Source organism: Mesorhizobium sp. LNJC394B00 (assembly GCF_000502555.1).
GTDB lineage: Bacteria > Pseudomonadota > Alphaproteobacteria > Rhizobiales > Rhizobiaceae > Mesorhizobium.
In genome coordinates this window covers 40,176-60,334 of record NZ_AYWH01000003.1, presented here as the reverse complement: position 1 = coordinate 60,334, position 20,159 = coordinate 40,176, and the positions used below count along the sequence as shown (strand labels likewise).

At 63.9% G+C, this 20,159-nt stretch carries 17 protein-coding genes; 8 read left to right on the top strand and 9 right to left on the bottom strand.

Annotation, left to right across the window (positions count from 1 at the left end; translation table 11 throughout):
* Window positions 1–41 precede the first annotated feature (41 nt).
* The 6 genes from X751_RS149485 to X751_RS149510 form a co-directional block, all read right to left on the bottom strand.
* Entirely contained in the window at window positions 42–917 is an 876-nt protein-coding gene (locus tag X751_RS149485; protein WP_031247102.1) for an SMP-30/gluconolactonase/LRE family protein, read from the bottom strand.
* Window positions 917–1,558 carry a 2-dehydro-3-deoxy-6-phosphogalactonate aldolase gene (locus tag X751_RS149490; RefSeq protein ID WP_023744884.1) on the bottom strand — a complete coding sequence of 214 codons (642 nt, stop codon included), beginning with the start codon at window positions 1,556–1,558 and terminating at the stop codon, window positions 917–919. Before X751_RS149490 ends, X751_RS149485 begins: the two co-directional genes overlap by 1 nt.
* Window positions 1,559–1,579: 21 nt before the next feature.
* Window positions 1,580–2,524 (bottom strand): 2-dehydro-3-deoxygalactonokinase, encoded by a 945-nt coding sequence (locus tag X751_RS149495; RefSeq protein WP_031247101.1) that lies wholly within the window; start codon window positions 2,522–2,524, stop codon window positions 1,580–1,582.
* Window positions 2,525–2,529: 5 nt separating this feature from the next.
* Window positions 2,530–3,297, bottom strand: a complete 768-nt coding sequence (locus tag X751_RS149500; protein ID WP_023744882.1) for an SDR family oxidoreductase — start codon at window positions 3,295–3,297, stop codon at window positions 2,530–2,532.
* Between the two features lie 169 nt (window positions 3,298–3,466).
* Window positions 3,467–4,816 (bottom strand): EAL domain-containing protein, encoded by a 1,350-nt coding sequence (locus X751_RS149505; protein WP_023681311.1) that lies wholly within the window; start codon window positions 4,814–4,816, stop codon window positions 3,467–3,469.
* Between the two features lie 100 nt (window positions 4,817–4,916).
* Window positions 4,917–6,716, bottom strand: coding sequence for a hypothetical protein (locus X751_RS149510; protein ID WP_023744881.1), 1,800 nt, complete (start codon window positions 6,714–6,716; stop codon window positions 4,917–4,919).
* Between the two features lie 124 nt (window positions 6,717–6,840).
* On the opposite strand from X751_RS149510, the gene X751_RS149515 reads away from it, so the two are divergent.
* The 3 genes from X751_RS149515 to gshB all read left to right on the top strand — a co-directional run bounded on the left by X751_RS149515 (window position 6,841) and on the right by gshB (window position 9,258).
* Entirely contained in the window at window positions 6,841–7,845 is a 1,005-nt protein-coding gene (locus X751_RS149515) for a glycosyltransferase (RefSeq protein WP_023744880.1), read from the top strand.
* Between the two features lie 4 nt (window positions 7,846–7,849).
* Complete coding sequence (locus X751_RS149520; protein WP_023744879.1) at window positions 7,850–8,224, top strand: GtrA family protein; 375 nt, start codon at window positions 7,850–7,852, stop codon at window positions 8,222–8,224.
* Between the two features lie 80 nt (window positions 8,225–8,304).
* Window positions 8,305–9,258, top strand: a complete 954-nt coding sequence (gene gshB, locus X751_RS149525) for a glutathione synthase (protein WP_023744878.1) — start codon at window positions 8,305–8,307, stop codon at window positions 9,256–9,258.
* A gap of 92 nt (window positions 9,259–9,350) precedes the next feature.
* On the opposite strand, the gene X751_RS149530 is transcribed toward gshB, so the two are convergent.
* Window positions 9,351–10,424, bottom strand: a complete 1,074-nt coding sequence (locus tag X751_RS149530) for a glycosyltransferase (protein ID WP_198022446.1) — start codon at window positions 10,422–10,424, stop codon at window positions 9,351–9,353.
* A 184-nt stretch (window positions 10,425–10,608) separates the two neighbouring features.
* On the opposite strand from X751_RS149530, the gene X751_RS0133420 reads away from it, so the two are divergent.
* On the top strand, window positions 10,609–11,673 hold the full coding sequence (locus X751_RS0133420; RefSeq protein ID WP_156936380.1) for a glycosyltransferase: 1,065 nt from the start codon (window positions 10,609–10,611) through the stop codon (window positions 11,671–11,673).
* A gap of 251 nt (window positions 11,674–11,924) precedes the next feature.
* Window positions 11,925–13,457 carry a YifB family Mg chelatase-like AAA ATPase gene (locus X751_RS149535; RefSeq protein WP_023744875.1) on the top strand — a complete coding sequence of 511 codons (1,533 nt, stop codon included), beginning with the start codon at window positions 11,925–11,927 and terminating at the stop codon, window positions 13,455–13,457.
* 205 nt (window positions 13,458–13,662) lie between these two features.
* Here the strand turns inward: X751_RS149535 and X751_RS149540 are convergent, their stop codons facing one another.
* Together X751_RS149540 and X751_RS149545 are read right to left on the bottom strand one after the other, a co-directional pair.
* The gene (locus tag X751_RS149540) at window positions 13,663–15,834 is read right to left on the bottom strand and encodes a malate synthase G (RefSeq protein WP_023744874.1); all 2,172 of its coding nucleotides are present in this window, start codon (window positions 15,832–15,834) and stop codon (window positions 13,663–13,665) included.
* A 124-nt stretch (window positions 15,835–15,958) separates the two neighbouring features.
* A complete protein-coding gene (locus tag X751_RS149545) occupies window positions 15,959–17,980 on the bottom strand; it encodes a hydantoinase/oxoprolinase family protein (RefSeq protein WP_023741340.1) in 2,022 nt (673 codons plus the stop codon).
* A 194-nt stretch (window positions 17,981–18,174) separates the two neighbouring features.
* Here X751_RS149545 and X751_RS149550 point away from each other — a divergent pair, with 194 nt between their 5' ends.
* From X751_RS149550 to X751_RS149560, 3 genes are read left to right on the top strand one after another with little or no spacing between them, the layout of a single operon-like run.
* Entirely contained in the window at window positions 18,175–19,152 is a 978-nt protein-coding gene (locus X751_RS149550) for a threonine/serine dehydratase (RefSeq protein WP_023744873.1), read from the top strand.
* Between the two features lie 8 nt (window positions 19,153–19,160).
* Window positions 19,161–19,541 (top strand): nuclear transport factor 2 family protein, encoded by a 381-nt coding sequence (locus X751_RS149555; RefSeq protein WP_023681284.1) that lies wholly within the window; start codon window positions 19,161–19,163, stop codon window positions 19,539–19,541.
* A 17-nt stretch (window positions 19,542–19,558) separates the two neighbouring features.
* The gene (locus X751_RS149560; RefSeq protein ID WP_023744872.1) at window positions 19,559–20,158 is read left to right on the top strand and encodes a DNA-3-methyladenine glycosylase; all 600 of its coding nucleotides are present in this window, start codon (window positions 19,559–19,561) and stop codon (window positions 20,156–20,158) included.
* Window position 20,159 lies beyond the last annotated feature (1 nt).

The window sequence follows — 20,159 nt, the reverse complement described above, 5'->3', positions numbered from 1 at the left end:
AAATCGACCCGCGCCCGCCGCCTGCACGACAACCGGTACGCTCAGGCGATGACCACGCGCGGCTCGAAGCGGCCGTTGACGGGGATGTCGAGCAGGAAGGTCATGCCGGCCTGTGGGTCGAGCTTGCGCTGCTTGTCGTCCTTGCCTTTCCAGGCCGAGGTCACCGCCAGCCGATCGGCCTTGGCCCCGACAAAGGCCGGGCACGAGGACTGCCCCGCCGGCACGGCAATTTCGCGCAACAATGTGCCATCTGGCGAATAGGCCTTGACCGCCTTGCCGCCCCAGACGGCGTTCCACAGCACGCCGTCGCGATCAACGACCGAGCCGTCGACAAAGCCCTTGGACGAGCGATGGTCGACGAACACTTTGGACTCGCCGATCGGCAGACCCGTTGCCGGATCGCAGGCGACGCGCATCAACAGGCCGGTCGAGGTATCGGTGTAGTAGGCGATCGTTCCATCCTTCGAGAAACAGATCGAGTTCGACACGGTGATGCCGGTGTAAAGCGTGCGCAATTCTCCCTTGAAGAACCAGTAGATGGCGCCCGCGCCCTTCTCCTCACCCTTGCCCATCGTGCCGACCCAGAAGGCGCCACAAGGGTGGACGCGCGAATCGTTGGAGCGGGTCAGCGCATTGTCGGCCTCGATGGGCGTATGCAGCGTCAGCTTGCCGGTCGAGACGTCGCGGACATGCAGGCCGGTCTCGGTGGCGATGAGCTGGCGATTGTCATCGACAATGGCGATGGCGCTGGCCATCTGGCCGAGTTCATGGACCTTCCGCGCGCCGGACGTGACACCCTGCTCCAGCAAAAGCCCGTTGACAATGTCGAACCAGAACAGCGTGTCGGTGGCGGGATCGTAGCTCGGCCCCTCGCCGAGTTCACAGACATGGTCCGAAAAAACCGAAACCTTGTCCATCATGCCGCTCCGCCGAAGGCCGCATCCCAGGCCGTCACCGCCGCCTGCGCGCGCGAGGCCACCTCGTCGACGCTCATGCCGGGTTTGAACAGGCTGGAGCCAAGACCAAAAGCAGTCACCCCAGCGGCTTTGTAGCCGGCAAAGTCTTTGTCGGAAACGCCGCCGACGGCGCCGACCACGGTATCGGCCGGCAGCACGGCCCGCATCGCCGAAATGCCGCTAGGCCCGAGCACGCTTGCCGGGAAGAATTTGAGCGCCGAAGCCCCAAGCCTAATCGCCTGAAAAGCTTCGGTGGGGGTGAACACGCCTGGCATCGTCACCATGCCATGGTGCATGGCGCGGGCCATGACTTCGGCATCGATGTTGGGGCTGACCAGCAGCCTCCCGCCGGCCTTGGCCAGGGCGTCGACATCGGATGAAGTCAGCACCGTGCCGGCGCCGACCAGCGTTGTCTTGGGCAATGCGGTGACAATGCTGGCGATCGATGAAAACGGCTCCGGCGAATTGAGCGGCACCTCGATGGCTTCGATGCCGGCGTCAAACAGCGCCTGGCAGATGGCAACCGCCTCGCTGGGTTTGAGGCCGCGCAGAATGGCGATAAGACCACGCTTGAGCTTCGGGAAGGGGGCGGTCTGGGTCACGCTATCACTCCACTCTGGTGGTCATTTGGCGATCATGCCATTTTCTCGCGCCGCTTCGATAAGCCCGGCACGCACCGCCTCGTCGGCGTCGACCGTCCTGACGGCAAGCCCTGCAAGGCCGAGCGCCTGCCGGTAGAGGGCTGCTAGCGACCCCGAGGCGACCAGCACGATTGCAGTGGTGCTTTCGCCATAGCGGCGGCCCGCCGAGGCGATCTCGCCGCCGATCAGCAGGCCGGACAGGCAAGCGGCGGCATCGTCGGCCTTGAGGTCCTGCAGCAGGCCGGCGGCGCGGATCGAGAACAGCCGCGAGGTGACATCGCCGCCCTCGGCCAAAGCCTTGCGGCACCATTCCTGGAAGGAGGGATTGTCCGGAATGACCGGCTTCGGGCTCTCGCCCAGCGAATGGCGCAGGATCGAGTGAGTGGCCAGCACCGAAAAGAGCTCGCCGGTCGGCCAGGTGCAGAAGCCGTCGACCGCGCCGTCTTCGACCAGAACCCATTTCGAATGGGTGCCGGGCATGCAGACGAGATGGCGACCTTTTGCCGGCAAACCGGCGCCGGCAAGCTGGGTTTCCTCGCCGCGCATTACGTCCGGCGCATCTTCCAGGCGCTGCGCCAGGCCAGGCACGATGCGGATGTCGCGGCTCTGGCCGGGAATGCGGGCGGCCCCCGCGAGGATGGCACTGAGCGGCGCCGGCACGATGACGTAAGGCGCTTCCAGCCAACCCTGGCGCGAGCCGGCCATGCCGCAGATGATGACCGGCAGTGTGTCAGGTGCGCCGAGCGCCGCCAGATGGCCCTCGAGGATGATCGAAAAGCCTTTTTGCTGCGCGGTGATCAACCCATCATTGCCGCGACGCTCGGCAAGCACCCCGCCCGCCTCGTCGACCAGCCAGACCCGCATGCGGGTCGTGCCCCAGTCGACGGCGGCGACTGCTGGCGTGCCTTTTGCCGGATTTTGATTCACCGGGCTCACAGGAAACCCCCGTCGACGATCAACATCTGCGCCGTCAGCATACGCGAGGCGTCGGAGGCCAGGAACAGCACCGTGCCGACGATGTCGTCGGGCTGCATGACCTGCTTGATGCATTGCTTGGCGACATGGGCGGCGAGCCTCTCCTCGGTGACCCAGAGTTCCCTTTGCCGGTCGGTGATCACCCAGCCCGGCGCAACGGCGTTGACGCGAATGCCGTCGACGCCGAGCTTGCCGGCCAGCCCCTTGGTGAGGCCCAGAATGCCGGCCTTGGCGGCGGTGTAGGCCGGCATATCAGGATGGTTGATCAGATAGGAGGTCGAGGTGAAGTTGATGATCGACCCGCCGCCGGCCCGCTTCATGCCCGGCGCCACCGCCTGTGCGGTGAAGAAATGCGGGCGCAGATTGACGGCGAGATTGTTGTCCCAGAACTCGACGGTAACGTCGGCGATGTCGTGGCGTTCGTCCCAGGCGGCATTGTTGACCAGCACGGTGACGTCGCCATGCGCCTCAGCCGCTTTGGCGGCCGAAGCGCGCAACGCCTCGACGTCACGCAAATCGGTCTTGAGGTAGAGCGGTCGTCGGCCAAGTTCTTTTTCGACGCGGCCGGCAAGCAGCGTGCTTGGGCTATCGGCGATGTCGATGAAGGCGACATGGGCGCCTTGGCGAACGAAGCCCTCGGTCAGTGCCGCACCAATTCCGGAACCGCCGCCGGTGATCAGCACCGAGGCTCCCCTGAGGTCGGCAAAATCGGCCGATGGCATCATATCTTCATCTCCCGGTCCGGTCGGCGCGCATCCTATCCAGCCAAGTCCGGGGAGCAAGGGCGAAAACGGCGATTTGATTGGCTTATGTCAGACAAAAGGCCGCAAGATGGCGGCCACAGTCGATCTTGGCTTGCGCCGCTGACTTGCTCGACGCAGGCCAGACCGCCGGTCAGACTGCCTTGGCGTAGAGGGCGCCGCGATAGGAATCGCGGAGGTAGCCGAGCGTGGCGTCGGCGTCGACCGGTTTGCCGAAGAGATAGCCCTGGCCGCCGGCGCAGCCGAACTGGACGAGGCGGTCGGCCTGCGCCTCCTCCTCGATACCTTCGGCGACGACATCCATGCCGAGCCCTTCACACATGGCCAGAATGGCGCGGATGATGTGTTCCGACGGTCGGTCGTCGAGGATCGAGGAGACGAAGGCGCGGTCGATCTTGAGCTTGTCGAAATGGAATTCGCGCAAGCGGCCGAGCGAGGACTGGCCGGTGCCGAAATCGTCGAGCGAGACGCGGATGCCGACGCGACGCAGGTCCTCGACGATCTTCTCGGCCGAGGCCGGATCGTTCATCAGGCCGGTTTCGGTGATCTCGATCTCCAGCCGTCGCGGATCGAAGCCGGTGCGGTCGAGGATCGACAATATGTGCAGGCCAGTGTTCTGGTCGACGAGCTGCGAGGGCGACAGGTTGAAGGACAGGAACAGGTCCTTCGGCCAGCTGCGCGCCGCTTCGGTCGCCTTGCGCAGCACCAGCTGCGATAGCGGGCCGATGATGCCGCGCTCTTCGGCGATCGGGATGAACACGGTCGGCGGCACCACGCCGAGGTCGCGATCGGTCCAGCGCGCCAGCGTCTCGAAGCCGATGGTGCGGCGGGTGGTCAAATCGACGATGGGCTGGAAATGCGGTTCGACCTCACCGGCCGAGACGGCACGGCGCAGCGCCTGTTCGATGCGGGTGACGCGCTTGGCCGCCTCTTCCATTTCGCGGGTGTAGACGACGACGCGGCCACGGCCCGAACGCTTGGCGTGGTAGAGCGCCGTTTCGGCCTTGTTGACGAGGATTTCCGTGGTTTCGTCGCCGGAATAAAAGAGCGAGCAGCCGACCGAGGCCGAAAGCCTGGCGGTGCGTTCGCCGACATCGTAGGGCGCCGACAGGATTTCGATCATCATGCGCGACTTCTCGGCCGCCGCCTCCTCCGAGAACACCATCGGGTAGAGGAAGGCGAATTCGTCGGCGCCGATGCGGCAGACCGTAGAGTGGCTGTCCATCGAGGCGCGCAGCCGCATCGCCACCTGGATCAATATGTCGTCGCCGGCCTTGTGGCCGAACAGATCGTTGATCGGCTTGAAGCCGTCGAGGTCGAGAATGCCGACCGTGAACGGCGCGGGATCGTCTGCACGGTCGCTGATCAGGCGATCGACCTTGTCGAAGAAGCGGCGATGGTTGCCAAGCCCGGTCAGCGCATCGGTGAACGCCAGATCCGAGTTTTCCCTGCTTGCCTGCCCGGTGCCAAACGTCGTTTGCATCGGTATCCCTGTTTGTGACGCCCGAAATTTAGGCTGAGACTGGCAGCAAAGCGTTTAGGAAGCGTATCGCGAAATCGATTTTTCGCTGGCGAATGATGCTTTAGCGGACGCGGTAGAGTTCGACCGGGTCTCCGCGCGTTTCGGCCACCGGTTCGAGCCAATCGGGGACGCTTCCCTGCATAATCCCGGCCAGGAAGCCTTGCGGCGCCTTGGCGGCGAGCACCTTGCTTTCGGCGCTGCCGCGGCAGAGCGCCACAAGGCCGACTTGATGAGCCGCCGCGATCATCCTCGCCTGGTCCGCCGATCCGAGGAAGGCATCGAGCGCAAGCAGGTCGCCGGCGATGTTGCGATGATAGGGGCCGGCAAAGACGCGGTGCCCGGAATATGCAAGGATGGGCGAGCCAAGATTGGAAATGGCAAGCACCGTGGTGTCCGGCAGCCGGGCCAACGCCGCGAAGGAGGCCTTGCGCTCGCAGGACGGATCGCTGTCGGTGTCCTGTGCCTCGACCGAGACCTTGCTGGCCTCGAATACGCTCGACGTCGCGGCGGCAGCGCCGGCCCAGACGGCATTCGCCGACACCAGCCAGACCGCCGCCATGCGCAGCGATACGCTGCGCGCAGGGCTGATCCTCGCCCGTTCGCGCCAGCTTGCGATCCAGGCCGACAGCGGGATGACGGCAAAGGCGATCGAGAATGTCGAGCCGCGGACCTGCCAGGCGCTGACGATGAAGGCGCCGACCAGCAAGGCGCCGACGAGGCTGTCCTGGCGGCGCCATGGTCCGCGCAGGCGAAGCGCCATCAGCGCGATCGCCACCAGCGGCGTGACATAGCGCGCCGCCAGCGAGGCCGGCTCGCTGGCAGCAATACTGAACAGCGACTGCGCCTCGTCAATGTGATCGAGCCACAATTCCTTGAGGCGCGGATCGAGGTTTGCGTAGGGAGCCGCAAGGCATTGCGGAAACAGCGCCGCGACAACGGCGCCCAGCACAAGCGCGAGCAGGCCGAGCGAAATCAGGCGGCGGCTGGCCGTGCCATTGGACACCGTGAGCGACGTCACGGCGGCAAGCCCCAGTCCGGCGATTGCCGCGACGACGAATTGCACGGCCGAGAAGGCATCGCACTGCGGCTGGCCCATGGCCGATGGCGGGATGGTGGTGACGAAGACGAGGGCTGAAACCCCGGCAAAGCCGAGACCGAAATCCCTGGCGATCCGGCGTTCGCCGCCGGGATCGACGACGAACAGCAAAGCGATGCAGGCGCCGATGGTGGCGACATAGGGCGCGGTTTCCATGCCGACGGCCAGCGTCAGGGCCGCACACAGCCCGGAAATCAGCGCCGCCCAGCGACGCGCCGGCGCCTCGAGCAGCAGGCTGAGGCTGGCCATGGTCAGCGTCAGCTGGACATTGTGATGATCGAGCGCACCCGGCAAGAAAATGCCGATGAAATGCAGCGCCGCCGCGCCGATGACGATAGCGGGCAGCACGGCGCCGACGCCGGCGAAGCTGCGTGCCGCACGGGCTGTAAAAAACACCGCCAGGCAAAACAGCAGCGACGGCCACAGCACCTGTGCGATCGCTTCGGCCATGGCCATGCTGCCGGTCAGCGCCGAGGCGGCGAGGATGATGACGGCGAGCGGTGCGTCGACCAGCCGCGACCAGTGCATGACGAAACCGCCTTCCGGCCCCATCCTGTACTGATGCAGGTCGAACCAGCCCTGGCCGGCCAGCATGTCGCGAACCTCGACCAGCCGCAGCAGGCTGTCATTGTCGCCGCCGGCATTGCTCAATTCGCGAAAGCCCGTGGCGGCATTGACCGCCAGCACCACCAGCATGGCAAGCAGCGCCAGCGTCATATCGGACTTCCAGGAGGAAGCACCCGCCTTGACTGCGTTCATCATCATGACCTTCGTCGGAAAGACTGCGGCCTTAAACCTAGCCTTAACAGCTTCAATAAATAGTAAAGTCGCCTGAGCGAGTCCGCATATGGGCGCGGCCGGAGGCTCCGCCGGGTGTCGGGAGACGGAAATGCCGCACGAAGTCCGCCACGAGCCGGCCATTGCCGTGCTCCTGCCTTGCTACAATGAGGAACTGACCATCGCCGAGGTGGTGCGGCGCTTTCGCGAGACGCTGCCGACGGCCGAGATCTATGTCTATGACAACAATTCCAGGGATTTGACCGCGCTCAAGGCGCGCGCAGCGGGCGCCATCGTCGTCCGCGAGCCGCGCCAGGGCAAGGGCAATGTCGTGCGGCGCATGTTCGCCGACATCGATGCGGACATCTATCTGATGGCCGATGGCGACGGCACCTATGCGCCGGAAGATGCCTCGCTGCTGATCAACATCCTGCAGACCGAGCGCTGCGACATGGTGGTTGGCACCAGGCGCGGCGTCACCGACGATGCCGGCCGTTCCGGCCATGCCTTCGGCAACCGCATCTTCAACAGCCTCTACAAGCGGCTGTTCGGCGCCGACTTCACCGACATCTTCTCCGGCTACCGCGTCTTCTCGAGGCGTTTCGTCAAGAGCTTTCCCGCGGTTTCCGGCGGCTTCGAGATCGAGACCGAAATGTCGGTGCATGCCTCGCAGCTCAAACTGCCGGTGAGCGAGATCGCGCTCGATTATGGCCGCCGGCCTGAGGGATCGTCGTCGAAGCTGTCGACCTATCGCGACGGCGCCAGGATCCTGTGGATGTTCGCCATGCTGATGAAGGAAACGCAGCCGCTGCGCTTCTTCGGCGCCTTCGCGATTTTCTTCCTGGCGTCGAGCCTTGCCCTGATGACGCCGGTGCTGATCGAATTCGCCCAGACCGGCCTCGTGCCGCGCATGCCGACCTGGGTGCTGTCGGTCGGCCTGCTGCTCTTGTCGATGCTTGCGATGGTGACCGGACTGATCCTCGATTCGGTATCGCGCGGACGCGCCGAGCAGAAGCGCATTTTTTATCTCTCGGTGCCGTCGGGCCGGGTCGAACGGCGCGAACGCACTGGTGAAATCCCGAAGGCCGAACCGGGCAAGACGCCCCGGGCCGCCTGAGGCCGTGAGCCGGCTCGCCCGCTTCGTCCTGGCCGGCGGCGTTGGTTTCGTCGCCGATGCCGCGGTGCTCTGGCTGCTCTTGGCGGTGACGCCGCTCGGTCCCTTCGTCGCCCGTGTCCTGTCGATCGGCTTTGCGCTGTGCGTCACCTGGCAGATCAACCGGCACCTGACCTTTTCGCCGTCGAGCCGCGGCGTGGCGCAGGAGGGCGCGCGCTATGGCGGCGTCGGCATCGTCACCAGCATTGTCAACTATCTCGTCTACTGCGCCATCCTGTTCGCGCTGCCGGCAATGCCGCCGCTGGCGGCACTTGCCGTCGCCTCGCTGGTCGCCATGGCGCTGTCCTTCCTCGGTTACTCCCGGCTGGTCTTCGACCGGTAAAGGTCTGGGCCAAGCAAGCGCGATTGGCAGAAGCCGCCAAGTTCCGTATATCGGCGACAGAGCCCGCTGGAGACCAGAAGATGCCCCTGAAGATCGCCGTCCAGATGGACCATGTCTCCACCGTCTCGATCGCCGGCGACACGTCCTTTGCGCTGTCGCTGGAGGCGCAGCGGCGCGGCCACCAATTGTTCCACTACACGCCCGACCGGCTGTCGATGCTGGGCGGCAAGGTGTTTGCCCGCATCGAAGAGATGAAGCTCCGCGATGAGAAGGGCAATCATTATACGCTGGGCGACAAGGTGCGCACCGACCTGTCGGAGATGGATGTGATCCTGCTGCGCCAGGATCCGCCCTTCGACATGAATTACATCACCACCACGCACATTCTGGAGCGCATTCACCCGAAGACGTTGGTCGTCAACGACCCGGCCTGGGTGCGCAACAGCCCGGAAAAGATCTTCGTCACCGAATTCCCCGATCTGATGCCCGAAACGCTGATCACCAAGGATCCCCAGGAGGTCGCGGCCTTCCGCAAGGAATTCGGCGACATCATCGTCAAGCCGCTCTACGGCAATGGCGGCGCCGGCATCTTCCATCTCAAGGAGGGCGACCGCAACCTCGCCTCACTGCTCGAAATGTTCGCCCAACTGTCGCGCGAGCCCTATATCGTCCAGCGCTATCTCAAGGACGTGCGCAAGGGCGACAAGCGCATCATCCTGATCGACGGCGAAGCGGTCGGCGCCATCAACCGGGTACCGGCCGACCATGATTCGCGCTCCAACATGCATGTCGGCGGCCGTGCCGAAAAGACCGAGCTGACGACACGCGAACGCGAGATCTGCGCCCGCATCGGGCCGTCCCTGAAAGCACGCGGCTTCATCCTCGTCGGCATCGACGTTATCGGCGACTACATGACCGAGATCAACGTGACCTCGCCGACCGGCGTGCGCGAAGTGCAACGTTTTGGTGGCGCGGATATCGCCAACCTGTTCTGGGACGCGGTGGAGGCGAAGCGGCGCAATTCGGCCGCGTAGTGTGCGTTGCTACGGAGGACTTTGGTGGGTCCAGAGAAGCATCGAAAGATGCTCTTTATCGGGTAAGACTGCCGAGCAAGCGGCTCATCAAATCAAACTATGTCCCGGAAGCGCCGAGGCCTCAGTTTCGGAGGAAGGAGACCGATAAGTCTGGTCTGCAATTTTAGCTGTGGTGTTGCCCAGTCTTTCAGCAGAAAACCCGCATCGGCGTTCTTTTCCAGCAATGCAAAAGCCGCAGACAGTCCGATCAGGTCGACCAAGGTCCTGCGCATTGAGTGGCGGGAGATTAAATGCTCCAGTCCCGGCGCCACTTCGCACCAACGATTGGCCAGTGCCCGCCGTATCGCTATTTCAGTATCAGGCGACATCCTGCCGAGGCCAACTCCGGTACCCAGGATGCGCCCGTCCGCCCAGCCATTGCCGCCGTGAAGCCGATAACTGCCAAGAGCCCGCCCAATCCTCACGGTTCCGCCGATCATATGGGCGGCACGAGCCATATAACCATCGGCACATATCTTTATTTCGTCCGGATCGGATGGACGCATGATTTCAAGCGGAGCTCGACGAAACATCATCCCCGATGTGGTTGACCAAAACCAACCCACGGTGCCCCGATCAATAAATAATAATGTCGGGTCAGCTTCGGTGTCGACATGCAGGTAGCCGCTCATTTTCGGCATCGATCGCGGGTCATTCAGGTGGAATACGGGATGACCGCCCGCAAGCAGTTTGCCGGCCGTATCTATCACCACCTCATCGGAGCTCGACATCGCCGCGATACGGGTGTGGCTGAGATGCGCTCTCACATGGCATTCTATGAAGTCAGGGTGCCAAGCATCGTCACCGTCAACAAACGAGATCAGGGGCCCGGCTGTCGCGTCAAGCCCGGTCATCATTGTTGCCATCTGCCCGCCATTTTGCAGTCGGGGCAGAAAGCGGAAACGACTGTCACCAAGCTGGGACAGACACTCTTCAATCCTTCGGCGGGAAGCGTCGGTCGAAAAATCATCGACCACCACGCACTCGAACGCAGTGTATGTCTGCGCCGCCACGGATCGGATCGCAGTGTCGATGAATGCCTCTTGATTGAAACAGCCTACGCAAACGGATACGGTTGGTAGCGCGATGTGAGAACCAGCCCCGCTTGGGACGATGTTTTCTTTCAAGAGGCGCTTCTCCGTACACCAGATTTGATCGCCTGAGATATTCCGTCGATCAACTGGCGATGTTTCTTTGCCAAATTTCTCTCTGTCGAAGCGAGTTTTGCCCCGCACTCAAGATCGCAATTGCCGCATGTTGACCCTACAGCACGGGTATCGCCCTCCTACCAAATTCGAGATTGTCAGAGCCATGCTGCGTCATGGCCACAAACTCAGAAAAGGGCACCCTTCCGCGAAGTCGCAACCTGCTCTTCAGGCCAGTTTGCTGTCTGACGATCCGTTCATATCCTATTCGGGAATGTCCGGTACGCCGCTCGGATTAGCAAGTCATATGCCTTTCCTTCCACGCGGCCACCGCGCCTGGTTTCTCATCTCGCCAACCTGGTCCATCGAAAACAGTGCTAGCGTCAAAACCATCCGGACCTATGCCGTTCTGCATAGACTCAAGAACCCCCGTCACTCGCTAATCTTCCTATCCAACACTCAGGCCGAGGCTGATCTGTTGAATCAGTCCGGCGAGGCCGCCGTCCTGCACAACAAGACGTCAACAACCTCCGAACACATATTCAGGCCTCTCGATGACGTCCCTGTAGAATTTGATGCAATCTACAATGCGCAACTGGCTCCGTGGAAGCGCCATGACTTGTCGCTTGGCATCCAGCGTTGCGCATTTGTCTTCTATCGAGATTCAAGCGGGTCCTCCACGACGGAGTCGGAAAGAGCGCGAATAAATCGGCATAGGGAGCTCGCGCCGCATCACGTCTTTATCAACGAGTTTGACGGCACCGGCAAGCCGGTCCGATTGGCACCGGCTCAGGTGAACACGCATCTAAATCGTGCAGCCGTGGGAATCTGTCTCTCTCACCTGGAAGGACCAATGTTCGCCAGCACGGAATATCTTCTCGCGGGCCTTCCAGTGGTCACGACGCCGAACCATGGCGGCCGAGACCTTTATCTCGATGACGGCTATTCGCTTACAGTTCCACCCGATCCTCGATCCATCGCGGAGGCTGTCTTAGCGCTGAAGGAGCGACGAATTCCCCGGGATTACATTCGTTCGCAAACTTTGAAACGAATCGAACGAGACCGCGGGCGGTTCATAGACCTTGTAAACGAGATTTTTCTGGAGAGCGACTCTTCGCGCCGGATCGCCCTGCCTTGGCCTTTCAGATATCCTGTCATGGAGTGGCTTCCACCGCAGGTCGCGATCGATCGATCGCTTTCAGGTTCGGTCGATGCCTTCATCCCCGCTTAGAAGCAACACCCTCAGATTGCCGAAGGGCCTAGTCGCCCTTTGTTAAACGCGGTCGAGGAGGCGGAGCAGCCGTTCCATTTTGCTTAACCATCTTCCGTTTTTGCAACCGGCACAGCGCGCTGCAACCACCACGAATGCATGTTCCTGTAATGTTCTTGCCTTGGCCTGAAATCTATGGTTGTCTTGTCCTGACGTCGCTCGCGGTCTGAACCACAAGGCCGAGGCGAGCCGATATCCGGGGGCAGAGCAAGATGGTGGCGCGGGTTCGCACGGTTGCTTTCCAGGGCATCGAGGCCGTACCGGTCGATGTCCAGGTGATGATCGCGCCGGGCAAGGTCGGCATGCAGATCGTCGGGCTGGCCGACAAGGCGGTGGCCGAAAGCCGCGAGCGCGTGCAGGCGGCACTGCATGCGTCGGGGCTGTCGATGCCGTCGAAGAAGGTGACGGTCAACCTGGCGCCTGCCGATCTTCCCAAGGAAGGCAGCCATTACGACCTGCCGATCGCGCTCGGCCTGATGGCTGCACTCGGCGCCATTCCGGGCGACATGCTGGCCTCCTATGTCGTGCTCGGAGAATTGTCGCTCGACGGCACCATTGCCACGGTCGCCGGTGCGCTGCCGGCGGCGATCGGCGCCAATGCCGAGGGAAAGGGCCTGATCTGCCCGTTCGGCTGCGGGCCGGAAGCGGCCTGGGCGGGCAAGGATTTCGACATATTGGCGCCGCGCAGCCTGATTGCCATCGCCAATCATTTTCGCGGCACGCAGGTGCTGTCGCGGCCCGAGCCCGGCATCCATGTCTCGGCCCGCGACCTGCCCGACCTTTCAGACATCAAGGGCCAGGAAAGCGCCAAGCGGGCGCTGGAAGTGGCGGCGGCCGGCGGCCACAATCTCTTGATGGTAGGGCCTCCCGGCTCGGGAAAATCGATGCTGGCGCAAAGGCTGCCTTCGATCCTGCCGCCACTGGCGCCGAAGGAACTCCTGGAAGTCTCGATGGTCGCCTCGGTGGCGGGCGAACTCGGCGAAGGCAAGCTCACCGACCGGCGGCCGTTCCGCGCCCCGCACCACTCGGCTTCGATGGCGGCGATGGTCGGCGGCGGCATAAGGGCACGGCCGGGCGAAGTGTCGCTTGCCCACAACGGCGTGCTGTTCCTCGACGAGTTTCCCGAATTCACGCCGCAGACGCTGGATGCCCTGCGCCAACCGCTGGAGACCGGCGACTGCATGATCGCGCGCGCCAACCACCGCATCACCTATCCGGCCCGCATTCAGCTGGTGGCGGCGATGAACCCGTGCCGCTGCGGCATGGCCGGCGAGCCGGGCTATCGCTGCCTGCGCGGCGAGCGATGCCGCACGGATTACCAGGCGCGCATTTCCGGCCCGCTGCTCGACCGCATCGATCTCAGGATCGAGGTGCCCGCGGTCTCGGCCGCCGACCTGATCCGGCCGGACCGGGCGGAAAAAAGTGCTGCTGTTGCGTTGCGCGTGGCGCGCGCCCGCACCATCCAGCGCGAACGCTTCGAGCGGCTCGGCGTCACCAGCGCGACCACCAACGCGCATTGTTCGCCATCCGTTATCGAGGACATCGCGATGCCGGATGCCGCCGGCCTGTCGCTGTTGAAGGACGCCAGCGAAAAGCTCGGCTTTTCGGCACGCGCCTATCATCGGGTGCTGAAAGTGGCGCGCACGCTGGCCGATCTCGAAGCGAGAGAAACCGTCGGCCGCATTCACCTGGCCGAGGCGATTTCCTACCGCATGATGTCGGAGCGGGTGGCGCAGGCGGCGTAACGCTCCTCCTTGAGGGGAAGGTGGCCCCGAAGCGGCAGGGTGGGGGTCGCCGAAGAATGGTCGATCTTTTTGGAGCCGAGCCGAGAAAGGGCCTCTGCAATGACATTGCTTGTAGTGTCGTCCGAAGGGAGTCGCCGCACTTCACGCAGGACCCCACCCGGCCCTTCGGGCCACCCTCCCCTCAAGGGGGAGGGAAATGCAGGCGCTAATTCGCCCGCTCTTTCGCCTTCAGCTCCAGCCGCCGTGCGTGCAGCACCGGTTCCGTATAGCCATTCGGCTGTTCGCGGCCTCTAAACACCAGGTCGCAGGCGGCGTGGAAGGCGATGGAATTGTCGAAATCGGTGGCCATCGGGCGGTAGAGCGGGTCGCCGACATTTTGGAGGTCGACGATCGCTGCCATGCGCCGCAGCGAATCCATCACCTGGATCTGCGAGCACACCTTGTGGTGCAGCCAGTTGGCGATGTGCTGCGAGGAGATGCGCAGCGTGGCGCGGTCTTCCATCAGGCCGACATCGTTGATGTCGGGCACTTTCGAGCAGCCGACGCCCTGGTCGATCCAGCGCACGACATAGCCAAGAATACCTTGCGCATTGTTGTCGAGTTCGCGCTGGATCTCGTCGGGGGTCCAGTTCGGCCGCACCGCCACCGGCACCGACAATATATCATCGAGCTTCGCCTTCGGCCGGCTCTTGAGCGCCGCCTGGACGGCATGGACATCGACCTTGTGATAGTGCGTGGCGTGCAACGTCGCCGCCGTCGGCGACGGCACCCAGGCGGTGTTGGCGCCGGCCTTGGGATGCGCGATCTTCTGTTCCAGCATCGCCGCCATCAGATCCGGCATCGCCCACATGCCCTTGCCGATCTGGGCGTGGCCGGCCAGACCGCATTCCAGCCCGGTGTCGACATTCCACGCCTCATAGGCGGAAATCCAGGCGGCCTGCTTCATGTCGTCCTTGCGGATCATCGGCCCGGCTTCCATCGAGGTGTGGATCTCGTCGCCTGTGCGGTCGAGGAAGCCGGTGTTGATGAACACGACGCGTTCCTTCGCGGCGCGGATCGCCTCCTTGAGGTTGACGGTGGTGCGCCGCTCCTCGTCCATGATGCCCATCTTGATGGTGTTTGCCGCCATACCGAGCAGCGCTTCGACGCGGTCGAAAATCTCGACTGCGAAGGCGACTTCCTCCGGCCCATGCATCTTCGGCTTCACCACATACATCGAGCCCGCGCGGGAATTCATCCGACGCCCGTTGGCGCCGACATCGTGCAGCGCGATCAGCGCCGTCAGCGCCGCATCCATGATGCCTTCCGGCACCTCGTTGCCATCGCGGTCGAGGATGGCCGGATTGGTCATCAGGTGCCCGACGTTTCTCACCAGCATCAGCGAGCGGCCGGGCAAGCTCAGCGCGCCACCACTGGGCGCGGTCCAGGCGCGGTCCGGATTGAGCTTGCGCGTGAAGGTTTTGCCGCCCTTGCTGATTTCCTCCGCCAGATCGCCCTTCATCAGGCCGAGCCAGTTGCGGTAGACGATGACCTTGTCCTCGGCATCCACCGCCGCGACCGAATCCTCGCAGTCCTGGATGGTGGTCAGCGCCGATTCCAGGATCACGTCGGCAATGCCGGCCGGGTCGGTGCGGCCGATCTGGTTGGTGCGGTCGATGAGGATCTCGATGTGCAGGCCGTTCTGTACCAGCAGGATGGCTTCCGGGTTGGCGCCGTCGCCGCGATAGCCGGCAAATTGTTTCGGGTTGGCCAGCGTGGTGCCGCCGGCGCCGGCGCCGAGCCGCAAGGTGCCACCCGAAACCGTCAGCCCGTTCACGCCGGCCCATTTGCCCGAGGTGAGCGGCACGGACTCGTCTAGAAAACTCTTCGCCCAGGCAACCACCTTGGCACCGCGCACGGGGTTGAAGCTTTTGCCCTTCTCGGCGCCACCGGTCTCGGCAATGGCGTCGGTGCCGTAGAGCGCATCGTAGAGCGAGCCCCAGCGAGCATTGGCGGCGTTGATCGCATAACGCGCATTCATCACCGGCACCACCAGCTGCGGCCCGGCAACGCTGGCGATCTCGGGGTCGACATTGTCGGTCGACACGGAGAAGGCCGGCCCTTCGGGCACGAGATAGCCGATCTCACGCAAGAAGCTTTTGTAGGCCTCCATATCGATGGGCGCGCCATTGGCGCGGTGCCAGGCGTCGATCTGTTCCTGCATGGCGTCGCGTTTGGCCAACAGCGCTCGGTTCTTCGGCGCCAGATCATGCACGATGGCCGAAAAGCCGTTCCAGAAAACGTCCGCGGCAATACCGGTACCCGGCAGCGCTTCGCCGACAAAGTCATGCAGTTCGCGGGCAATCCGCAATCCGGCGATCTCGACGCGATCGGTCATCAGGGCTTCTCCAGATGAAAGGCTTTGCGGCCTTTGGCATGTCAGGGGTGAAGGGTCAATTCAGCTTAGGGTGAAGCCGGGGATTTTGAAGCTGCGGATCTCCCCCCTCGTGGGGGAGATTACCCTAAACCGCAATCCTCGGCCGACCCGATGCAACCGCCACCACATGCGCTTCGATAAACATCCGTTGGGCCTCAACCGTAGACACCTTGAACTCGGTCGAAACGTCGATCTCGGCATTATCCGTGCCGGCATCCTTCGCGCGCGCGGCTACGATCGCCCGCACATCAGCCTCCGCTGCCGCGATCGCCTCGGCCTCGTCCGTGAAGTCGCGCACCGTTTGCCCCGACGCCAAACGAAACAAACCTTCCTTAGGCTGGCTGACGCGGGCTTCGGCGGAGACGCGGACCTGGCCGACGACGGCGCCGAGCGCGTTGGCGACATCGGTATCCTCCGGCACCACGCACTCATTACCGACCAGCTCGGCCAAGCCGGCATAGTGCAGCGGCGCCGAGGCGCCGAGGCCAATGACCGGACGATCGAGCGCGACGCTGAGCCTTGCGATGCCGGGATGGGAATCGACGGCGCGCTGCACCAGCGCATGCGCGACGGTGGCGGCGCCATCCAGCCCATCCTCGGCAAAGGCTGTCTCCAGAATGTATTCGGCCGACCAGCGCGTGAGCGTCAGTAGCACGCGTTCGGAAATCACCTCCGGAGACGGCGCGATGTACTGGCCTCGCCCATCACGCTTGCGGGCAAACAGTTCGGCGGCGAGCCGGGCCGCAAGCGGGTCCCAGTTGGCCTGCTTGCCGAGCACATGGGCGGCGTCCGAGGGGGTGAAGCCCGAGATATGCACAAGACCGCGCGAGACCAGCCGGTTCAGCGTGGCGTTCTGGGCGTTCGAGGTGAGCAGCCTGTCGATGGCGAGCGGCACGGCACCAATCAGTTCATACAGTTTCGCCTCGGGCGCGGTCAGGCCGGCGGCGAGCCTGTCCGGCACGCCGGTGCGCAACGCAAAGCGGCCGTCCATGCGGCCGGGGTTGGGCGCCCTGAGCTGGCGCTCGAGCTCCGATGTCACGGAAACACCATGCATCATGCCGGCCAGCGCCAGTGGCACCAGGCGGCGCGGCCCGAGCAGGATTTTCGGGTTGAGCGCGCCATCTTCCAGCGCCACTTCGGAATCGCCGCCGAGGCCGAAGGTGCGCATGGCGACCGCCTCGACCATGGTGCGGAAGCCGCCGACAGTGGCGCCTTCGGGATCGAGCCGAGGACGGCCGCCGTCGAGCACGGCGACATCGGTGGTGGTGCCGCCAATGTCGGACACCATGGCGTTGTCCAGGCCCGTCATGTGGCGGGCGCCGACCAGGCTGGCGGCCGGGCCGGAGAGGATGGTCTCGATCGGCCGCTGGCGGGCAAACGCCGCCGAAACCAGCGCGCCATCGCCGCGCACCACCATCAGGGGCGCTGCGATGTTGCGGGCTTCCAAAAATCCTTCGGTTGCCGCCACCAGCCGGTCGATCATCGAGATCAGCCTGGCGTTGAGCAAGGTGGTGAGCGCGCGGCGCGGGCCGCCGAGCTTGGCCGACAATTCGTGGCTGGCGGTGACCGGCAGGCCGGTCTTTTCGCGGATGAAGTCGCGCGCGGCGAGTTCATGCGCCGGGTTGCGGGTGGCGAAATAGGCGCAGACGGCAAAGCCCGACACCGAGGCGCCGAGTTCAGGGATCGCCGCTTCCAGATCCGACAGATCGAGCTTGGCCGCATTGCCGTGCACGTCATGGCCGCCCGGACAAAACACCACCGGATCGGTGCCGAGCGCGGTCTTCAGCCCGTCGCGCGCAAGGTCGGCCCCGGTAAAGCCGATCATGATGAGCGCCACACGCCCACCCTGGCCCTCGACCAGCGCATTGGTGGCGAGCGTCGTCGACATCGACACGAGTTTGATGGCGGCCGGATCAGTGGCCGATTTTTCCAGCACCGCATCGACCGCGCCGGAAATGCCGACGGCAAGATCGTGCCGCGTCGTCAGCGCCTTGGCCTTGGCCAGCACATTGCCTTTTGGCCCGCCTTGTTCCGACCACAGCACGGCATCGGTATAGGTGCCACCGGTGTCAATACCGAGGAACAGGGGTTTTGGCTTGGCGGTCATTTCTGGCGGTCCGGAATTCTGCTCCCCCGCCCTTAGCCGATACGGCCCGGCTGATAAAGGCGGGAGAGGTGGGCCAGTTTGACCTCGTCGCCGCTCATGCCCGCCAAACTTTGTAACGGTCACATTTTTTCATTGGTGCGTGGCCTGCCTTTGCGTGCACCATGCGCCGATCTCATCCCTTTCAGGACTTCGCCATGACCACGCTTCCCGGCATCGCCGACATCCATGCCGCCGCCGCGCGGCTCTCCGGCCTGATCGCCGAAACGACCTTGATCGAATCGCTGGAACTCAACAAACGCTTCGGCGGCCGCATCCTGTTCAAGCCGGAGACGCTGCAGCGCACCGGCTCGTTCAAGTTCCGCGGCGCCTACAACAAACTGTCTTCGCTGAGCGAAGAAGAGCGCAGCCGCGGCGTCGTCGCCTTCTCCTCCGGCAACCATGCTCAGGGCGTCGCCGCGGCGGCTGCCATGTTCGGCGTCAAGGCGGTCATTGCCATGCCGGCCGACGCGCCGGCGATGAAGATCGCCAATGTCCGCAAGATGGGCGCCGAAGTGGTGCCGTTCGACCGCTTTCGCGACGACCGCATGACGGTGGTGCGACCCTACATGGACAAGGGCATGGTGCTGGTGCCTCCTTTCGACGATCCGGCCATCATCGCCGGCCAGGGCACGATCGGTCTCGAACTGATGCGCCAGGCAAAAGCGCTCGGCGTCAGCCTCGATGCGGTCGTCATTCCCTGTGGAGGCGGCGGCCTGACGAGCGGCATTTCGATCGCCGTCAAGGATGCCTCGCCGGCCACGGCAGTCTGGGCCGTTGAGCCCGAGCATTTCGACGACACCCGCCGCTCGCTGATCGAGGGAAAAAGGGTCTCCAACGAGACTGGCCACAGCTCGATCTGCGATGCCATCCTCACCGCAGAGCCCGGTGCCATCACCTTCGAGATCAACCGCAAGAACCTCGCCGGCGCCATCGCCGTCTCCGACAAGGCGGCCGCACAGGCGGTGCGCGACGCCATGGCCCATCTCAAGCTGGTGGTCGAACCCGGCGGCTGCGTTGCGCTGGCGGCGCTCTCGTCAGGCGAGATCGAACTGTCGGGCAAATGCGTCGCCGTCGTGCTGTCAGGCGGCAATGTCGATTTCACCACCTATGCCGAGATCATGGCCGCGGCCTGAGAACCGATATGGCAGACGCTGAGATAAGGGCGGCTCTCGATCGCCATTGGGCTGCCTCCGATGCCAATGATCTTGAGACGGAGCATCAGATCTATCGCGAGGACGCGGTGCTCGATTATCCGCAATCAGGCGAGCGCATCAGCGGACGGCACAACATCCAGTCGTCGCGCGCCACGCAGCCCAACCGGAAGCGCTTTGCCGTGCGGCGGATCACCGGGTCAGGCGACCTCTGGATCACCGAATATGTCCTGACCTATGACGGGATTCCGTCCTATACGGTGAGCATCATGGAGTTCGTCGATGGCAAGGTGGTTCGCGAGACCCAGTATTTCGGCGATCCGTTCGAGCCGGGGCAGTCGCGCGCGCAATGGGTCGAACGGATACCTTGAAACACGGCGGCGGTAGCATGACCGGCCACCATCCGCTCGATCGTGCCGAACTGCCTGATGATACGGCCGATCTCGCCCGCTATCTCATCGGCAAGCTCGTGGTGCGGGAGCTGCCGGAAGGCATCGTCAGCGGCCGTATCGTCGAGACCGAGGCCTATGTCACCGGCGACGCCGCCGGGCACGGCTATCGCGGCATGACGCCGCGCAACCGTTCGATGTTTCTTGAGGCCGGGCACGCCTATGTCTATCTCGCCTATGGCGTCTCCTGGATGCTCAATGTTTCGAGCGAGGGGCCAGGGACCGGCACCGGTGTGCTGATCCGGGCGCTCGAACCGCTCGAAGGCATTGCCATCATGCGGCAGAACCGGGGCGTCGAACGCCTGCGCGACGTGGCGCGCGGGCCGGGACGGCTCGCCCAGGCATTGCGGATCGACCGTTCGCTGGACGGCCTCGATCTGTGCCGCCAAGGCCCGCTATGGCTGGCAGCCGACGAGCACGAGCCCGGCGACATCGGCCAAGGCATCCGCATCGGCATCACGAAGGATGCGGATCGCCCGCTGCGGTTCTATGTCAGGGGCAGTCCGTTCGTCAGCGGTCCGCGATCGCTCAATTCCTGAA